Origin of the sequence: Kocuria sp. SM24M-10 (assembly GCF_001027955.1) — a bacterium.
GTDB classification, from domain to species: Bacteria; Actinomycetota; Actinomycetes; order Actinomycetales; family Micrococcaceae; genus Kocuria; species Kocuria oceani.
In genome coordinates this window covers 1-16,097 of the sequence record NZ_LDNX01000072.1, presented here as the reverse complement: position 1 = coordinate 16,097, position 16,097 = coordinate 1, and the positions used below count along the sequence as shown (strand labels likewise).

Annotated in this window: 15 protein-coding genes and 1 riboswitch; of the genes, 9 read left to right on the top strand and 6 right to left on the bottom strand. The window is 66.1% G+C overall.

What is annotated here, in order from left to right; all coding sequences use genetic code 11:
- Together ABL57_RS21795 and ABL57_RS08700 are read left to right on the top strand one after the other, a co-directional pair.
- Positions 1–116 (top strand): multicopper oxidase domain-containing protein (locus ABL57_RS21795; RefSeq protein ID WP_152683330.1); only part of this gene is annotated, 116 nt, incomplete at its 5' end.
- An 89-nt stretch (positions 117–205) separates the two neighbouring features.
- Positions 206–1,540 (top strand): APC family permease, encoded by a 1,335-nt coding sequence (locus ABL57_RS08700; RefSeq protein ID WP_047803068.1) that lies wholly within the window; start codon positions 206–208, stop codon positions 1,538–1,540.
- 71 nt (positions 1,541–1,611) lie between these two features.
- On the opposite strand, the gene ABL57_RS08695 is transcribed toward ABL57_RS08700, so the two are convergent.
- Complete coding sequence (locus tag ABL57_RS08695) at positions 1,612–2,319, bottom strand: DUF305 domain-containing protein (RefSeq protein ID WP_047803067.1); 708 nt, start codon at positions 2,317–2,319, stop codon at positions 1,612–1,614.
- A 224-nt stretch (positions 2,320–2,543) separates the two neighbouring features.
- Entirely contained in the window at positions 2,544–2,954 is a 411-nt protein-coding gene (locus ABL57_RS08690) for a four-helix bundle copper-binding protein (protein ID WP_047803066.1), read from the bottom strand.
- A gap of 600 nt (positions 2,955–3,554) precedes the next feature.
- Positions 3,555–3,745: riboswitch (cyclic di-AMP (ydaO/yuaA leader) on the top strand.
- A 5-nt stretch (positions 3,746–3,750) separates the two neighbouring features.
- On the opposite strand from ABL57_RS08690, the gene ABL57_RS22660 reads away from it, so the two are divergent.
- The 4 genes from ABL57_RS22660 (at position 3,751) to ABL57_RS08670 (ending at position 7,861) form a co-directional block, all read left to right on the top strand.
- Positions 3,751–4,413, top strand: coding sequence for a C40 family peptidase (locus ABL57_RS22660; protein ID WP_047803065.1), 663 nt, complete (start codon positions 3,751–3,753; stop codon positions 4,411–4,413).
- 318 nt (positions 4,414–4,731) lie between these two features.
- Positions 4,732–5,433 carry a DUF305 domain-containing protein gene (locus ABL57_RS08680; protein WP_053004846.1) on the top strand — a complete coding sequence of 234 codons (702 nt, stop codon included), beginning with the start codon at positions 4,732–4,734 and terminating at the stop codon, positions 5,431–5,433.
- Positions 5,434–5,996: 563 nt separating this feature from the next.
- Positions 5,997–6,716 (top strand): response regulator transcription factor, encoded by a 720-nt coding sequence (locus tag ABL57_RS08675; RefSeq protein ID WP_176337449.1) that lies wholly within the window; start codon positions 5,997–5,999, stop codon positions 6,714–6,716.
- Positions 6,717–6,781: 65 nt separating this feature from the next.
- Positions 6,782–7,861, top strand: a complete 1,080-nt coding sequence (locus tag ABL57_RS08670) for a cell wall metabolism sensor histidine kinase WalK (protein WP_047803064.1) — start codon at positions 6,782–6,784, stop codon at positions 7,859–7,861.
- 107 nt (positions 7,862–7,968) lie between these two features.
- Here the strand turns inward: ABL57_RS08670 and ABL57_RS08665 are convergent, their stop codons facing one another.
- Together ABL57_RS08665 and ABL57_RS08660 are read right to left on the bottom strand one after the other, a co-directional pair.
- Entirely contained in the window at positions 7,969–9,144 is a 1,176-nt protein-coding gene (locus ABL57_RS08665; protein ID WP_238986015.1) for a heparan-alpha-glucosaminide N-acetyltransferase domain-containing protein, read from the bottom strand.
- Between the two features lie 668 nt (positions 9,145–9,812).
- Positions 9,813–10,187: a metalloregulator ArsR/SmtB family transcription factor gene (locus ABL57_RS08660; protein ID WP_047803062.1), complete on the bottom strand. Its 375-nt coding sequence runs from the start codon at positions 10,185–10,187 to the stop codon at positions 9,813–9,815.
- A gap of 56 nt (positions 10,188–10,243) precedes the next feature.
- On the opposite strand from ABL57_RS08660, the gene ABL57_RS08655 reads away from it, so the two are divergent.
- On the top strand, positions 10,244–11,296 hold the full coding sequence (locus ABL57_RS08655) for a cation diffusion facilitator family transporter (RefSeq protein ID WP_047803061.1): 1,053 nt from the start codon (positions 10,244–10,246) through the stop codon (positions 11,294–11,296).
- 10 nt (positions 11,297–11,306) lie between these two features.
- Here the strand turns inward: ABL57_RS08655 and ABL57_RS08650 are convergent, their stop codons facing one another.
- Positions 11,307–11,900, bottom strand: a complete 594-nt coding sequence (locus ABL57_RS08650; RefSeq protein ID WP_047803060.1) for a recombinase family protein — start codon at positions 11,898–11,900, stop codon at positions 11,307–11,309.
- Positions 11,901–12,198: 298 nt separating this feature from the next.
- Here ABL57_RS08650 and ABL57_RS08645 point away from each other — a divergent pair, with 298 nt between their 5' ends.
- Entirely contained in the window at positions 12,199–12,630 is a 432-nt protein-coding gene (locus ABL57_RS08645) for a hypothetical protein (RefSeq protein ID WP_047803059.1), read from the top strand.
- Positions 12,631–13,171: 541 nt separating this feature from the next.
- Positions 13,172–15,202: an AAA family ATPase gene (locus ABL57_RS08640; RefSeq protein WP_203225584.1), complete on the top strand. Its 2,031-nt coding sequence runs from the start codon at positions 13,172–13,174 to the stop codon at positions 15,200–15,202.
- Between the two features lie 380 nt (positions 15,203–15,582).
- On the opposite strand, the gene ABL57_RS08635 is transcribed toward ABL57_RS08640, so the two are convergent.
- Positions 15,583–16,097: cadmium resistance transporter (locus ABL57_RS08635; protein WP_047801852.1), on the bottom strand; the 515-nt coding region annotated here is incomplete at its 5' end.

The following is a 16,097-nucleotide window of genomic DNA, read 5'->3' as shown; positions in this document are numbered from 1 at the left end:
GGGGGGGGGTCACCGTCCGGGTGGCCTTCGACGACTTCGGCGGCCGCCCCGTCTTCCGCTGCCACACCCTCGACCACGAAGACCTCGGCATGATGGGCACCCTCGAGGTCCGCTGAGCGGCGGTGGGCCCGACCCACCGACCTTGTCCGACAACCCCACCGCCGAGAAACGATCGCACCCCGGCAGGAAGGACGTGCAGCTCCCCATGAACGACAGCACGCAGACGCAGCAGAAGCTCTCCCTGACCGGATCCGTCGCCCTGGGCACGGGGGTGATGATCGGTGCGGGCATCTTCGCCCTCGTGGGGCAGGTCGCGGAGCTGGCCGGGGGCTGGGTGCCCTGGGCGTTCCTCGCCGGGGCCGTGGTCGTGGCGTTCAGCTCCTACTCCTACATCCGCTACTCGGCCACCAACCCGTCCTCCGGCGGGATCGCGATGCTACTCAAGGCCGCCTACGGCCCCGGGGTTCTCGCCGGGTCCTTCTCCCTGTTCATGTACGTGTCGATGATCCTGGCCGAGTCCCTGCTGGGCCGCACCTTCGCCTCCTACCTGCTGCGCCCCTTCGGCCTGCAGGGCTCCGCCGTGTGGGTGGCGGTGCTGGCGGTGGTGGCCATCGCGGCCGCCGCCCTGGTCAACCTGGTGGGCAACCGGTGGGTGGAGCGCTCCGCCACGGTGACCGCGGCGGTCAAGATCGTGGGGATCGCCGTGCTGGCGGTCGCGGGCATCCTCGCGGCAGGGGTGTCCTCCCTGGGCAGGCTGTTCACCGCCGCCGACCGCACCCCACCGGAGGCGGGGTGGCCGGGCTTCCTGGCAGGGGTCACCCTGTGCATCCTGGCGTACAAGGGCTTCACCACGATCACCAACCAGGGCGCGGACCTGCAGCAGCCGCAGCGCAACATCGGCCGCTCCATCATGATCTCCATCGCCCTATGCACCGTGCTCTACCTGCTGATCACCGTCGCGGTCACCGGCAGCCTGACCGTGCCGCAGATCGTGGCGGCCCGGGACTACGCCCTGGCCGAGGCGGCCGAGCCGATGTTCGGCGCCTGGGGTGTGACGCTGACCGTGGTGATCGCCGTCGTCGCGACGCTGTCGGGACTGGTCGCGAGCCTGTTCTCGGTCTCGAAGCTCTACGACATGCTCCGCGACATGGGCCAGGCCCCCGGGCTGCCGGGGCAGGAGGGTCACCAGTCCCTCTACATCACGGCCGGGCTGGCGATGCTGATGGCCGCGTTCTTCGACCTGTCCCAGATCGCCTCCCTCGGCGCCATCCTGTACCTGGCCATGGACATCGCCATCCACCTCGGCATCCTGCGCCACCTCAAGGACGATGTCGGGGCCAAGCCCTGGATCCCCGGGATCGCGATCCTGCTCGACGCCGCGGTGCTCGTGCCGTTCGTGCTGCTGAAGGCCCAGTCGGACCCGTTCACCCTGGTGGTCACCGCCGTGGTGGCCCTGATCATCGTCGTCGCACAGTGGGTCGTCGTCCGCCGGCGCGACGGGGCGAACAGCACCGGGCAGCAGCCCCACACTCACCCCTGAAGCCGGTCGCGCGACCGGCTCACGGTGAGGGGCCCGTCGGTGGACGGGCCCCTCACCATGAGCGTGCTCGTTCAGTTCTGGCCGGCCAGCCAGGTGCGGAAGTCCGCGATCTGCGCCTGTTGCGCGGTGATCCCAGCGCTGGAGGCCACCCGCAGCTGAGCATGATCAGCGCGGGACTGCAGCTCGAGGAACTCGACGATCCCGCCGTTGTGGTGCGGGATCATCTTCTGCACGAAAGCGACGTCGAAGTCCTCGCCAGCCTCAACAGCGGCCAGTTCTTCGACCATCATCCGGGTCTCCTCCTCCAGGATCTTCATCTCCTCCTGTGCTTCCTCCGGGGCCTGAGCCTTGGCCTCTTCCGGGGTCAACCCGTACCACTCCTCCAACCAGGTGGTGAACTGGTCGATCTGGTGCTGCTGGCTGGCGATGATGTTCTCCGCGTGGGTGCGGATGTCCGGGCTGGTCCCGCGCTCGAGCTCCAGCTGGGCCATCTCGATCGCGGCCTGGTGGTGGCCAATGATCTCGGCCAGGAAAGTGACCTCCAGCTGCTCGCCCTCCAAACCGGCCAGGGTCTCACCGAATTCGTAGGCGGTCGGGGAGGTGGGATCGGGGCCGAGCATGTCCTCCGGGGCCTGATCCTGGGCGTGGGACGAGACCGGGGTGGTCACCTGTCCGTGGGCGAACACTGGGGCGCTGGCCCCGCCCCACAGGGCCGTGGCGACGACAACGGTGGAGGCGGCGGCCGCCGTGCGACGGCCAGGGAACTGGATGGAACGCATGATGATGTCTCTCTTCCGCAATGAAGGAGCTCGACCCCGAGGTGCCGGCTCGGTCATCAGCCCCGTACCCTGCGCGTGAACAAACCGCGCGGGCAGAGCTGTACTGAACAAGGGGCGGGGGGAAGAGGGAACCCGCATCCGGGCACGCCCGATCAGCCCATCAGGCTCCTCTTTCACCGACGGAGGCCGGTCATCGGCGTCCGTGGGTCAGCGCGAGTCTGGGCTCAGCCCAGGGAGGCGACCAGTGCCGCACAGGCGGCCTCGCAGCGACGGCAGGCCTCAGCACAGATCCGGCAGTGCTCGTGCATGTCCGCGTGCTGCTCGCACTCATCAGCACACGCCTTGCACGCCATCTGGCAGACCCGGATCGCGTCCAAGGTGATGTTCGCGTCGTAGCCGGTGTGCCGGGAGAGCACCCGCCCGGTGGCCTCGCACAGGTCCGCGCAGTCGAGATTGGTGCGGATGCACTTGGTCAGCTCGGCGACCATGTCCTCGGACAGGCAGGCATCGGCACAAGCGGTGCAGGTCTGGGCGCACTCGAAGCAGGCCTCGATACAGGCCGCCAGCTTGCCCTGGTCCACTCCCCCGAGGTCCTTCGGGTAGGTCTCCAGCATCGCGCTCACGTGATGGGTCATGGCTTGCTCCTTCGTCGGTTCGGTCGAGGAGACGAACCGGCCGGAGCCAGCCCGCCATGTCATCGACAGTAAACTGCCGATTCTGTGTGACGCGACCCGAAAGCTTGAAGATTTGATGAAGATCAACGCCTCAAGAATCCGCGATCCCGCCTCACTACCTGGCCTCTACATCGGTGCAGCGGGCTGAATATGGAGATTTCATGAAGAAACCCTGCCCTAAGGCCTCGGAAGGGCACTTCCGAAGCCCTCCCAAACTGTGAGCCACCTTGAAAATCCTCCCCAACAATCTTGGTGCTGGCCCGGCCCGCGCTGAAGACTGCGCATGGTTGCAGAGCCCTGTCGCTGTCGGCTGCGTCCAGCGAAACGCGCGCCACCATGCCATGTGTCCTAGTCAGAGCGCTTTGAAAGACCGGTGTGAGCTACGCGACGGGTCCTGCTGCGTGACGGTTTCACTTCCTCGGGGCGTATTTTTCCGAGGCCGGAATCACAGCTTCCCGCTCCCGACTGAGGAGAGAATCCAGGCCGTGACCTAAACGTGACACTTTCGTTATGGATGGGCTACTGTCCACTGTGTGCCGATGACTGATCCGGTCGGCGCCCTCGTGCACATCGCCGAATTCTGCCGGTGCTCGAGGTTCCTGAAGAGATATCGCTTGGCAGAAGCGGGGGAACCATTTTCGGTCCCGGTGATCCGGGGCCTTGGGGTTAAGCCGGCAGAGCGCGTGCGCTCTGCCGGCCGGGTGTCTCCCACCCGCATCCGACAGCTCACCTCGTAGGCAAAGGGAGGAACTCACCCATGACTGTTTTCAAGCGCCACGCTGCCCGCCACCGTGCCGAGACCACCTCTCACGCCGTGCGCAACACCACGATCGCTGCCACCGCCGGTGCGGTGCTCATCGGCTCCATCGCCCCGGCCCAGGCCTACGCCGAGGTCCCCGCAGAGACCGCCCCCGCCTACGCGACCCCCGCGTCCGCACTGACGACTTACACCTCGGCGGCCTCCCAGCCCGCGGCCGCCCCGCAGACCGTCTCCACCGCCTCTTCCCAGGCCCCGGCCGCGCCCGAGCAGGCTACATCGGCCGTGGCGGTGTCCACCCAATCGGCGGACATCACCGAAATTACCGGCGCCTCCGGGATCGTGGGCACAGCGATGCAGGGAGCCGGCACCGGTTACGTCTGGGGCGGCACGGACTTCGGCGCCTGGGACTGCTCCGGCTTCACCCAGTGGGTCTACGCCCAGCAGGGCATCGACCTCCCCCGCACTAGCCAGCAGCAGTGGGCGGCCGGCACCCTGACCACCGACCCGCAGCCTGGCGACCTCGTCGTCCAGAACGGCGGGGCCCACATCGGGATCTACCTTGGTGGCGGCAAGATGATCTCCGCGCTGAATCCCACCCAGGGCACCTTCGTGCACAGCGTGAATGCCATGCCGACGGTCGGCTACGTCACCTTCCGCTGAGCCAACCCTCCGTCCGCCACGAATGCCGCTCGTGGCGGGCGGCGGGTGTGCCCCCCACCTGATCAGCATCCAGGATCGGTCGGTCAGAACCGGAGATGCCTGCACCCATCCACCGCCGGGGAACACCCCGATCTGGCCGCCTGATGGGCCCGCTCTTGAAGGTTCAGTGAAGATCTACCGCCCAGCCCTCCCAGCCCGGCGAAGCCAGCTGCGGCGGGGCTACCGTGGATGGATCGGTCCGCCTCGACCCGAGGCTGAACAGAGCAAACACCACGATGTGCAGGTCCAGTACGGGCTGCTGCGAAAGAGAGATTCGTCATGACGTCGACGTTCAAGCACCTGGCCGCCGGGACGGCCCTGGCGCTGGCCCTCAGCGGTGCCGGGGCGACCGCGGCGGTCGCGTCCCCGACGCACCAGCCTGCCTCCGCCTCCGCACAGACGGGCGCTGAGCGGCACATGAACCACGACCGCCACTTCGCCGTGATGATGGTCCCCCACCACCAAGGTGCCACCGACATGGCCGAGCTGGCCCTGCAGAAGTCCGAGCGTCCCGAAATCCGTGACCTGGCGGAGAAGATTATCGAGGCCCAGACCGAGGAGATCCAGCAACTGGAAGCAGCGGCCCAGCGGCTGGCCGCCGAGAACACCCCGGGACACCACCACCATGGACACGGCCACCACCACGGCCACGGGCACCACGTCCACGGCCATGGCCATGGCGGCCATGGCCAGAGCATGAATGCCGACATGCAGGGCGCCATGATGGGCGAGATGGACGGCATGGACGGCATGGACGGCATGAGCCTCGAAGAGCTGGCGAAACGGTCCGGGGATGAGTTCGACAAGGCCTTCCTCGAAGAGATGATCGCCCACCACCAGATGGCTCTCGAGATGGCCGAGATGGAGCTGCAGATGGGCACCGACCCCGAGTTGCGAGCCATGGCGGAGAAGATGATCGAGGACCAGCAGGCGGAGATCGAGCTCATGCAGGGCTGGTTGGAGGAGTGGTTCGCGGCCTGATCCAGGACCACGAGCTGGGCCGTCATCGACTGGAACGGGCCGACACCGGGATGTCATGGTCCCCGTCGACCCGTTCCAGCCAGTCCAGTCCAGTGCGGTGATCCCCGACGCGGCACCCGATGGGCGCGCACCCTTCGCGCAGTCAGCAGCACCCCGAACGGTCACCGACCAACCGTAGGTTTGGCAGCACCGCGCCCTCTTGCCTCAGGACACGGCCCCCCTCCCCCTCGCCTGGGGTCCTGTTCCTCCAGCGCGCGCACCGTCACCGAGATGGCCGAGACCACCGGAGTCCCCTCGCCCGGTGGTGGTGGCCGGATCCCGGCCGTGTTGCGTCTGTCCGGGCTCGTGGAGGGGCGACACGCGATCTTCTCAGTGTCCGATATCCCTCTCATCGGCCCGGTGCAGGGGATCGTTAGCCACAGCGACCACCGGTTCACCGGTGAGCCCGGCCACGACGAGTCCACCCCCCTGTTTCGTTTCCGAGGCCTCAGACACGGTCGCCCTGGGACGCTGGGGCTCGCAGCACAGTGTTCATGTCACAGCGATCAGTACCGGGAGGACAGATGACGGATCCGCTCACCGGACGTGTGCTGGTGGTCGACGACGAGGTCGACCTCGCGCAGCTGATCGCGGACTATCTGCGCAAGGCCGGGCTGGAGGTCGTGATGCGCCACGACGGCACGGAGGCGGTGGCCGCGGTACGGAACTTCGCCCCGGACGTGCTGGTGCTCGACCTCGGGCTGCCGGGGATCGACGGGATCGAGGTGTGCCGTCAGGTGCGGACCTTCTCGGACTGCCACGTCCTGATGCTCACCGCCCGGGATGATGAGGTCGACAAGATCGTGGGCCTGTCGATGGGAGCCGACGACTACGTGACCAAGCCGTTCAGCCCGCGCGAACTCGTGGCCCGGGTGCAGGCCATGCTGCGCCGGGTGCGCACCCAGTCCGCACCCGTCCCGGAGCCGGCGGGCCAGGACCAGGGGCTGGTGATCGGGGACCTGGTGGTGGACGGGGACTCCCGCCAGGTGCACCTGGGCGGGGAACCGGTGGCGTTGACGAGGATCGAGTTCGACCTGCTCCTGTGCCTGGCTGCCCGCCCCCAACTGGTGCTCTCGCGCCGGCAGCTGGTGGAGATGGTCTGGGACACGCACTGGACCGGGGACGAGCACCTGGTGGATGTGCACATCGGACGGATCCGCAAGAAGCTCGGCGACGTAGCCACCAGGCCGACATTCATCCACACGATCCGCGGGATCGGCTACCGGATGGGCACCGGGCGATGAGCGCCGCCGTCTCCGACCGGACCCGGGCCTGGTCTTTGTCCTGGAGCCCATTGACGGTGCGATTGATGCTAGCCCAGACCGCAGTGCTGGCCATCGGGCTGATCATCGTGGTGATCACCGCGGTGCTGGTCGGGCCGAACATGTTCTATCACGAGCTCATCGAGGCCGGCCACGCCGATGAGGCCACCGGACTGGTGCACCTGGAGGACGCCTTCCGCTCGGTGAGCCTCACCGCCCTGACCATCGGGGGGCTCCCGGCGCTCTACATCGCCGGGATGCTCACCTTCTACCTCTACCGCACGATCGGGCGGTCCCTGGTCTCCTTCAGCACCGCCGCCCAGGAGGTGGCTGCCGGCAACTACGACGTGCGTGTCACCTCCACCAGCCTGGGCGCGGAGTTCGACTCCCTGGCTGGGTCTTTCAACGACATGGCGGCCAGGCTCGACGCCGTGGACACCACCCGGCGCCAGATGCTGGCCGATCTGGCTCATGAGATGCGCACCCCCCTGGCCAGTCTCAAAGGACATCTAGAGGGCATCGAGGACGGAGTGGTCGAGTGGGATGCACGAACCACGGGCATCTTGTACGCCCAGATCGCCCGGCTGGAGCGACTGGCCCGCGACATCCGCCAGCTCACCGCCGCCGAGGAAGGCATGACCCATCTGCAGCTGACCCTCCAGGACCCGGGCCGGCTGGCAGCCCAGGCGGCCGCGGCCGTCCAACAGGACGCCGCCGCTCAGAACATCTCGGTGACCTCCATCAGCACCGGCATGGAGGTCACACCGGTGCTGGTCGATCAGGAGCGGATGGGACAAGTGTTGGGCAACTTGCTGGAGAACGCCTTACGCCACACCCCATCCGGCGGGGCCGTCACCGTGCGCACCGACCACACCCCGGAGGCGGTCACTGTCACCGTCACCGACACCGGGGAAGGCATCGGCTCCGAGCACCTCCCGCACGTGTTCGAGCGCTTCTACCGCGCCAACACCGGCCGGGAGGCCCACCGCGTGGGCTCAGGCCTGGGACTGGCCATCAGCAAATCCCTGGTCGAGGCCCAAGGCGGGACCCTGGAGGCCACCAGCGGCGGCCCCGGACGCGGGACCAGCTTCCGGATCCACCTGCCCCGCCACACGCCCCCGGACTGACCCCAGCGTCACCAGACCGTTCCGTGACGGCGGCGGGCCGTGCCCGCCGCAGAGAGCACGTCTGCTGCGGCGGGCACGGCCCGTCATGTCGTGGCTACCGGTACAGCCTATCCGTGGCTGTCCTGGGCCGGCCTGCCCAGCACCAGCTGGCGGGTGCCTTTCACGCTGGTGCTGACCACCTTCTCCAGCGGTCCCTGCCCCAGGCTCCGGTGCCAGGCCACCGCGAACAGCGCCGCCACCGCCAGGTGGACCATGAACCACAGGTAGGGCAGCTCGTAGTGGGCCTCGAAGGACAGTGCCACCAAGTGGACGGTGTAGAGGGTCAAGGTCATCACGCCCATCGCCGACAGCGGTAACAACCATGCCCCGATCTTCGGGCCGATCAGCAGGAAGACGCCCAGCACCGCCAGGCTCACCCCAAGGCTGGCCGCGATCGCCAGCGGGGTGTTGGTGTGCGGGGTGGCGATCGCCAACCACCACACAGTCTCCGTGGGCAACGAGTCTGGCCCCCAGACCAGTACATCCTCCAGCTCGTGCTCGCCCATTGAGGAGGCATCCAGCAGCCGCTGGTAACCACCCAAGGCATAGAGCAGGACATAGGAAGTGGTCTGGGCGAAGATCGCCAGCCCCACGCCCACCACCACCAGTCGAGCTTGAACCTCCGTCTTGCGCAGATTCAACCGCCCCAGCCCCAGTCCGACCAGGAGATAGGTCATGTACGGCAGGGCCGGATAGGTCCCGGTCAGCAACAGCTGGGAGGCCGTGGCACCGGGCTGTGTGAGCAGATCCGTGAACGTGGGGTTGTAGGAGACGAATTCGGGCAACGCATTTTGGAGTCCCTGCATCAGCATCGGGGACACCACCCCGAAAAGCACTGCGGAGATGAACAGGGCCTTCGGGCCTGCATGCAGGAACGGAATCGCCAGCAGGAAGAACACCCCGTAGTAGATCAGGATGTTGTAAGCGGGCGGGTCCTCCGACATCAGCGTCCCGATCCACAACCCCACGATCGCGATCAGCACCGCGCGCACCACCAGGCCGATCCGGTCAGCGGTCATCGTCCTACCCTCGTGCGGGTGCCGCCCCCCGGAGGTCAGTGCCAGCCCCACCCCTGCCAGCAGGGCGAACAGGGCCGCTGAGTCCCCCGAGAACAGCCGCCACGACCAGCTCGCTTCCCCGGTCTCCTCGTTCCAAGCCGGTAGCAGATGAATGGCCATCAGCCCGATCAGCGCCAGCCCCCTGGCCGCATCGATCCCCACCAACCGGCGGGTGGGCCTTACCACCGCGTCTCCAAGACCCGCCGGCAAATGCCCTCCCATCCTCGATCCAGTACTCATCATTCCCCCTGTTAACGACAAGGTCCCGGTGCATCCGGGACCCTCTGTCCCAGGGTGGACGCCTCACTTGGAGTCCCCGTCGCGGGATTCTCAAGGTTCCATGAAGACTCCAAGGTCCATGGGCGACGCAGGCGCTTCTCCGTGCGACCGAAGCACGAAACGAGGAAAGGGAGACCCAGCGCAGGACCCGCGAGGTGGCCCGGGGTCCGTCGGACCCTGTGATCCGAGCCAGATCACCCCTTCACGTTAAAGACGGGCGCCCCAGCCCTGGGGAGGAATACTGGGGCACCCGAATGTCCGTGCACGAACGGATGAGAACGGGGTGTTCTCACTGGCAAACTATGCCCTCATCGACCCAGAAAAACAGGACGTAGAGCACCCAGCAGAGCAAGCTTCAGGGAATCTTCATGTCGTCTTGAGGGAAGCTCCACAATCCACTTCACATCCCGCCGTCACCTTTGAACTGCCATAGGCCCCGCGTCGACGTGTGGCCAACGAACGGCCCCTTCAAGTGCCGAAAGGGGACTGCCGCACCGATAAGTGCACCTATCGGTGCGGCAGTCCCCTCGTCGGCTTTGTGACTCGAACGCGCCCGGCGAGATACATGGAGTGGGTCACCCGTTGCGAGCAGCGCCTGTAGCGCGGTAGCTGTGCGGGGCGCCTGCCGGGGCGGCACCGGTGATGTGCTCGGCGTGCGAGAGCGCCTCGGCCAGCAGGCGGTGCACGTGGGTGTCGGTCGCCCAGTAGTACGCGAAAGTGCCCTGCCGCCGGCTCTCCACCAATCCGGCCAGGCGCAGCTTGGCCAGGTGCTGGCTCACCGCCGTGGGCGCGGCGCCGACCAGCTCGGCCAGGGCGTTCACGCTGGACTCGCCCTGGAACAGTGCCCAGAGGATTTTCACCCGCGTCGCATCGGAGAGCATGCGGAAGGTTCCCGCAGCGATCCGGGCATGCTCATCATCGGGGGCAGGGTGGACCAGCTCGTCGTGCACGGCACCATGCTATCTGCGCCTTTGTATCTTCGTATCTACGTAGATACGCTTCCAGTGTGAAACCAGCCCGGCCCACCCCCGCACACGGCGACTCTCCCACCCACTCCCAGGACCATGGCCATGGTCACCATGAGGGTCATGGGCACCACGGCGGTTGGGCCCGGCTCAAGCACGCCCTCATCCCGCACAGCCATGACCACACCGAGGCCATCCAGACCGCTGAGCAGGCCAGTTCCATCGGCATCCGCGCCGCCTGGATCAGCCTGGCCGGGATGGGGGCCACGGCACTGCTGCAGATCGTCATCGTCTGGCTCAGCGGGTCGGTGGCCCTACTCGCTGACACCGTGCACAACCTCGGGCACCTGGCCACGACCATCCCGCTGATCATTGCCTTCCGCCTCGGCCGCCAGGCCCCCACCCGGCGCTACAGCTACGGGTTCCGGCGGGCCGAGGACCTGGTCGGGCTGCTCATCGGGGCCGTGATCGCCCTCTCGGCCGCGCTGATCGTCTGGGAATCACTGCGGGCGCTGACCACCCAGCAGGACATGACCCACCTCGGGTGGGTCCTGGCTGCCGCCCTTGTCGGGGCCGCCGGCAACGAGGTCGTGGCCCGCTATCGCATCCGGGCCGGGCGGCGCATCGGCTCAGCGGCGCTGATCGCCGAGGGCCAGCACGCCCGCACCGACGCCCTGACCTCCCTAGCGGTGGTGCTCGGGGTCATCGGCGCCTGGTTCGGGCTCCCGTGGGTGGATCCGGTGATCGGCCTGGCCATTGCCGCGGTGATCATCGCGGTGCTGGTCGGGTCGATGCGCACGGTCGTGCGCCGGCTCATGGACGGCGTCGAGGACGGGACCTTGGACTTGATCGAGCGCACGGCCGCCGCCGTACCCGGGGTCGCAGCGGTGGGCCGGACACGGGCCCGGTGGAGCGGGCACCGCCTGGAGGCCGAGGTAGCGATCGCCGTGGAGAACACCCTGAGCGTGGAGGCCGGCCACAACCTCGCCCACGCCGTCGAGGAGCACCTGCGCCTACACGTCCCCCATCTGCAGCAGGCCACCATCCACGTCACCCCCGCCCAGACAGCCACCACTTCCCGGACGATCCCGTGACGCATCGGACTCAGATGGTCCTCGCTTGCGGCAGCTCCCGGATCCGCCGGTAGAGGGTCGCCCGCGACATCCCCAGGTCTCGAGCGACCTGGGTGGCCGGCTCCCCGGACTCGATCAGGCGCAGGGCGTTGCGGATCTGGGAGTCGGTGAAAGTCTGACGCCGCCCGCCCAGGTCCTTACCGGCGGCCCTCCGTTTGGCCACCGAGTCGGTGATCCGCTCCCGCTTGATCTCCAACTCCATCTGCGCCAGGGCGGCCATGACGGTGAAGACCATGGAACCCATCGGGGTCGCGGTGTCCACGTCTCCCCCACCGAGGTTCAGCACCCGCAGCCCGGCACCTGTGCCCCGCAGCTCTTCGGCGAAGCTCAGCATGTTCTGAGTCGATCGCCCCAACCGGTCCAGCGTGGTGATGACCAAGGTGTCGCTCTCTTCGAGGGCGGCCACTGCTTTGTCGAACTGTGGGCGTGATGCACGGCCTCCAGACACTCCACTGTCCATGTAGATGTCATCGCGTCGCACGCCGGCATGTAGCAGGTCGGATACCTGACGGTCCGCATCCTGCTGCCGTGTCGATACCCGGGCATACCCGATGAGCTTCCCCACGTCCACCTCATCTGTCTCGTAACTAACGTTGAGTATCGAATTCTAGAGGCATGGATAAAGCACAAGGATGCGAGACAGGCCGAACCGCGGAAACATGCGGGTGCAGTTTTTTGCGACGAGACGTCTTGCATCCCATGGCTTCCAAGACGGCCAAATGTCACATTGCTCAGCCTGCTTCCATAGTTATCGATCCTGCGCCTACTCTGGTCCATCACCACCGGGCCCCCCACCCACCGGCGCACCCATACCCCAGGCCGCCACCGCGAAACCATCTGTCACCCGCGAACAGGACAAACGCATGACCATCTCTGCAACTGGGGCCCTGGCCATCGAGCTGCGCCCAGCCTCGCCCACCCAGTGGGTCGCCACCTACTACCCCATGGTGGAGACTCCCGCGGGCCGCTGGGCCGAGGTCACCTGGGAATTGCACCAGCACCTGATGTCCGCCATAACGACCCCACTGGAGCCGGCACGGTGGTTGGATGCACGCAGCCCCGATCCTGCTCACCCCTGCTACGCCGGCCACCAGGCGTGGGCCGCCCAACTGGCCGCCGGCTACGCAACCGCACTGGCCGTCCGCGACACCGAGGCCACCGAGGCCACCGAGGCGCCGCTCTCGGCTCAGGAAACGCAACTGCTGGGAGTGGACACATTCGTCGTGCCTGCCGGGCAGCTCTCGGAGTGGGTGCTCGACGATCTCGAGGGCGAGACCTCAGACGCCTGCGGCTGATCCCGCGCACAGACCAGCCCTTCTCACGCCACCCTCTCCCACCACCTCTATTCGCAACCGCACATTGATGTGTCGCGTTGTGAACAGCACCACCTCCCCGACATTGCTGGACGGAGCAGGAGGGAGCATCGTGGCCTATCAGGGGGACAGGTGATCTGCATCAGACCATCCTCCAGCTTCTGGTGCGTCGACTGGCCACACTCGGTTCCGGGGGGATCCGGGGCGTGCGCCCCAGACGAGTCCGCGCAGGAGCAGCACGGGGACGAGATGGCCGGGGGGCCACCTCGTCCCCGTCACACTGCGCTAGGACACCGCCTCGGTGACAGGCGAAGCGACCCCTGATGAGACGCCTCGTATCCCTTGGGATGTGAGACGCAATAGATTGGGTGACCCCATGGAGCGCTTGCCTGATGTACATCCCTAAGGTGCCCGTGAAGCTCCTTCCTATCGCTTAACCCCGTGAACACCTCGTACCCGTGAAACGATGGGAATGCATCGAGACAGGAAGAGGCGCTTAATGAGGATTACATCGGCCCGGGTCATGAACTACCGCAGTGTCATCGACTCCACCCAGTTCGAGGTTGAGTCGGACAAGACGATCATGGTGGGAGTGAACGAGGCGGGGAAGACTGCGATTCTCAAGGCCCTGCGGCACATTAAGCCGCCCGTCGTGGACCCGGGTACAGATCGAGTGAACATCAGCATTTTGGAGGACTATCCGAGGCGGTTGCTCAACCAGATTCAGACCAAGCAACTGGACCCAAGTGACGTCGAGGTGGTCCGAGCGACCTTCATCCTCGACGCCGGCGACCTGGCAGCTCTGCCCAAGGCATTGGGGGTGAAGTCGGGGGCTACCTTCACTGTCTACCGCTTCTTAGACAACGACCAGCAGTACTCGTGGACGGGCTTCCCCCAGCCTGACGACTTCGGCACGCTGATCTCGGACGTGAAGCGGCTCAGGGCGTACCTGGCAAAGGGCGTGCAAGGCGCCGAGAGGGTAGTGGCGGCCCTAGAGGACATGGAGTCCTGGCCGATGGAGGAGCCCCTGTCAGCCAAGAACGAGGAGACCTTCGCGCGGACCATCCGGGAGGCCGAGACCTTGGTGGACGAGGACAACACCAAGGAATTGGCCCGTTGGAAGCGACTCCACCAGGCGAGTGGCACGGTAACGCTCCTGAACAAGGCATCGGGCATCCTGTTGGAGCGGCTCCCCCTGATGGTGTACTACTCGACCTATTTCACCGTCCGTCCCCGAATTGACCTGGAGTCGCTAGCCGCCAGACAGGCCCGAGGTGACTTGGACCGTGAGTACGATTTTGGAAACCTGTGCCTGCTGAGGTTGCTGGGATTCAGCGCCCAGGAACTGTCGGACCTAGCAAAGGGCGCCCCGGTAAAGTCGCCCCGCTACGACATCGACCGGGGGGCCCAGGACGCCTACACGGAGGCGCTTAAGGTATACCAAGCACGCTTAGACGACCGGCACTACCGGCTCAACGCCGCAAGCCTTTCTCTGACCCAGGACATCCGCCGGGTCTGGGGCGATGAGAACGTCACCCTGCGCCTGGTGGCAGACGGACAGTACCTGAAGGTCATGGTTGTGGACGACCTGGGGGTGGAAATCGAATTGGACCAGCGCAGTGAGGGTTTCCGCTGGCTGGTGTCCTTTTTCGTGGTCTTCCGCGCCCAGGCCCAAAACGAGTTAGCCGGGGCAATCCTGCTGTTGGACGAGCCGGGGCTAAGCTTGCACGCGCTTAAGCAGCAGGAGTTCCGCAGAACCGTCTCGCTGCTCGGAGAAGACAACCAGATCATTTACACGACCCACTCCCCGTTCATGGTTGGACCCGATGAACTGCACCGGGTGCGCATCGTAGAGATGGCTGACCGAACTCAGGGGACCAAGGTCCACACCCGCTTGCAGGTAGACGATCCGAAGTCGGTGTACCCCCTGCAGGCGGCCCTAGGGTACGAACTCGCGCAAAGCATGTTCTCCCAGAAGCGCAATCTCGTGGTCGAAGGGGTGACGGACATGTTTTACCTTAACGCTGTCAACGGCGCCGCTCAGGAAGCAGGCGGGCCGATTTTGCGCTACGACCCGGCCATCGTGCCAGCAGGAACCGCCAGCAAGGTGGCCTACTTTTGCACGATCTACGCGACCCAGAACCTCGCCGTGGCAGCCTTGCTGGACTCCGACACGGCCGGGGACGATGCCGCAGCCCAAGATGCGTTAGTGAGCTTGCTCCCCAAGAAGTCGATCTTGCGGGTCGGGGATTTCCGGGACGCCGCGCCGAAGAAGGCTGAGGTCGAAGACCTGTTCCGGGAAACCTTGACGTTGGTGGCCAAGGGCCTGGGCTGGGATAGCGAGGCGACTGTTGCTGCCCAGCCTGCCCGCCCGCTCATGAACATCTTGGACCAAGAGCATGGGAGGAAAGAGACTGGAGGGAAGAAGGTCTCAAAGTGGAAGTTGGTCAAGGCGTTCTCCCTTTGGCTTCAGGACAACGGCTACGACGCGCTCTCCGAGGCAGAGCGAGCTGCGTGGGAAGAGCTCACCAAGGCAGTCAATAAGGCACTCTGAAAGGAAAATTCCTCGCTAGACGGAACAGCCCCACCAATGCAGGAAAATATGGAAAGACATTTCTCGAGCGATCTTCTACTGCCCATCCCTAAGCTTGGCGCATTGGCCGCACTGAAAAAGAAGCCCTTCTGTCACACAATGAATTCGACGGACAAGCCGTCGCACTGGGGTGTACTCCAATGCAACGGGAAACTCCCAGTCGGGAGTCGGTCGAGCAAGGTGATCGTGCATGTGGCTTCGTTCGCTTGGTGGCGGGGTTTTTGCAGCGCTCCGTGGCGGTCTTGTTGCCGCGATCACGCAGGACTGGCTGCAGGTAGGTGTCGCGGTCTGAACCGAGAGGGGTGCGCCCGGTCGGGGCCGTTTGGATCGCTGCCGCTACGTCAGAGTCCGAAGGCTCCGCCGCTGACGAGGATCACGATGCCGAGGCCGATGAGAACGATGGGGAAGAGGATGTGCTCCCAGCGTTCGAGCACTTCGGCGATCGGGGGGCGGGTGGCGACGAACTTTGCCAGGGCCACCAGGACCGCGACGAGCGCGAGGAAGACGATGCAGTAGGCGACTACTGCGAGAGGTTCCACGCTGAGGAAGACAGGGGTGTAGACGCCGATGTTGTCGCCGCCGTTGGCAAGGGTGACGCCTGCGACTGTCCACACGCCGACCTTCTTGCCGGCAACCTTGGCCTCGTCGTCATCGTCGTCATCGTCTCCGCGCCAGGCCTGCCATGCGGCCCAGAGGCCGAGGCCCAGAGGGATGAGACCGAAGTACGGGATGGCTGCCGAGGGCAGGAATGCTCCGGCACCGATGGTCACCAGGACCGCGGCACCGAGGATGCCGGCGAATCCGAGGTACTGGCCGGCCAGAATGCGGGCGGTAGTGCCGCGCTGGCCTGCCCCTC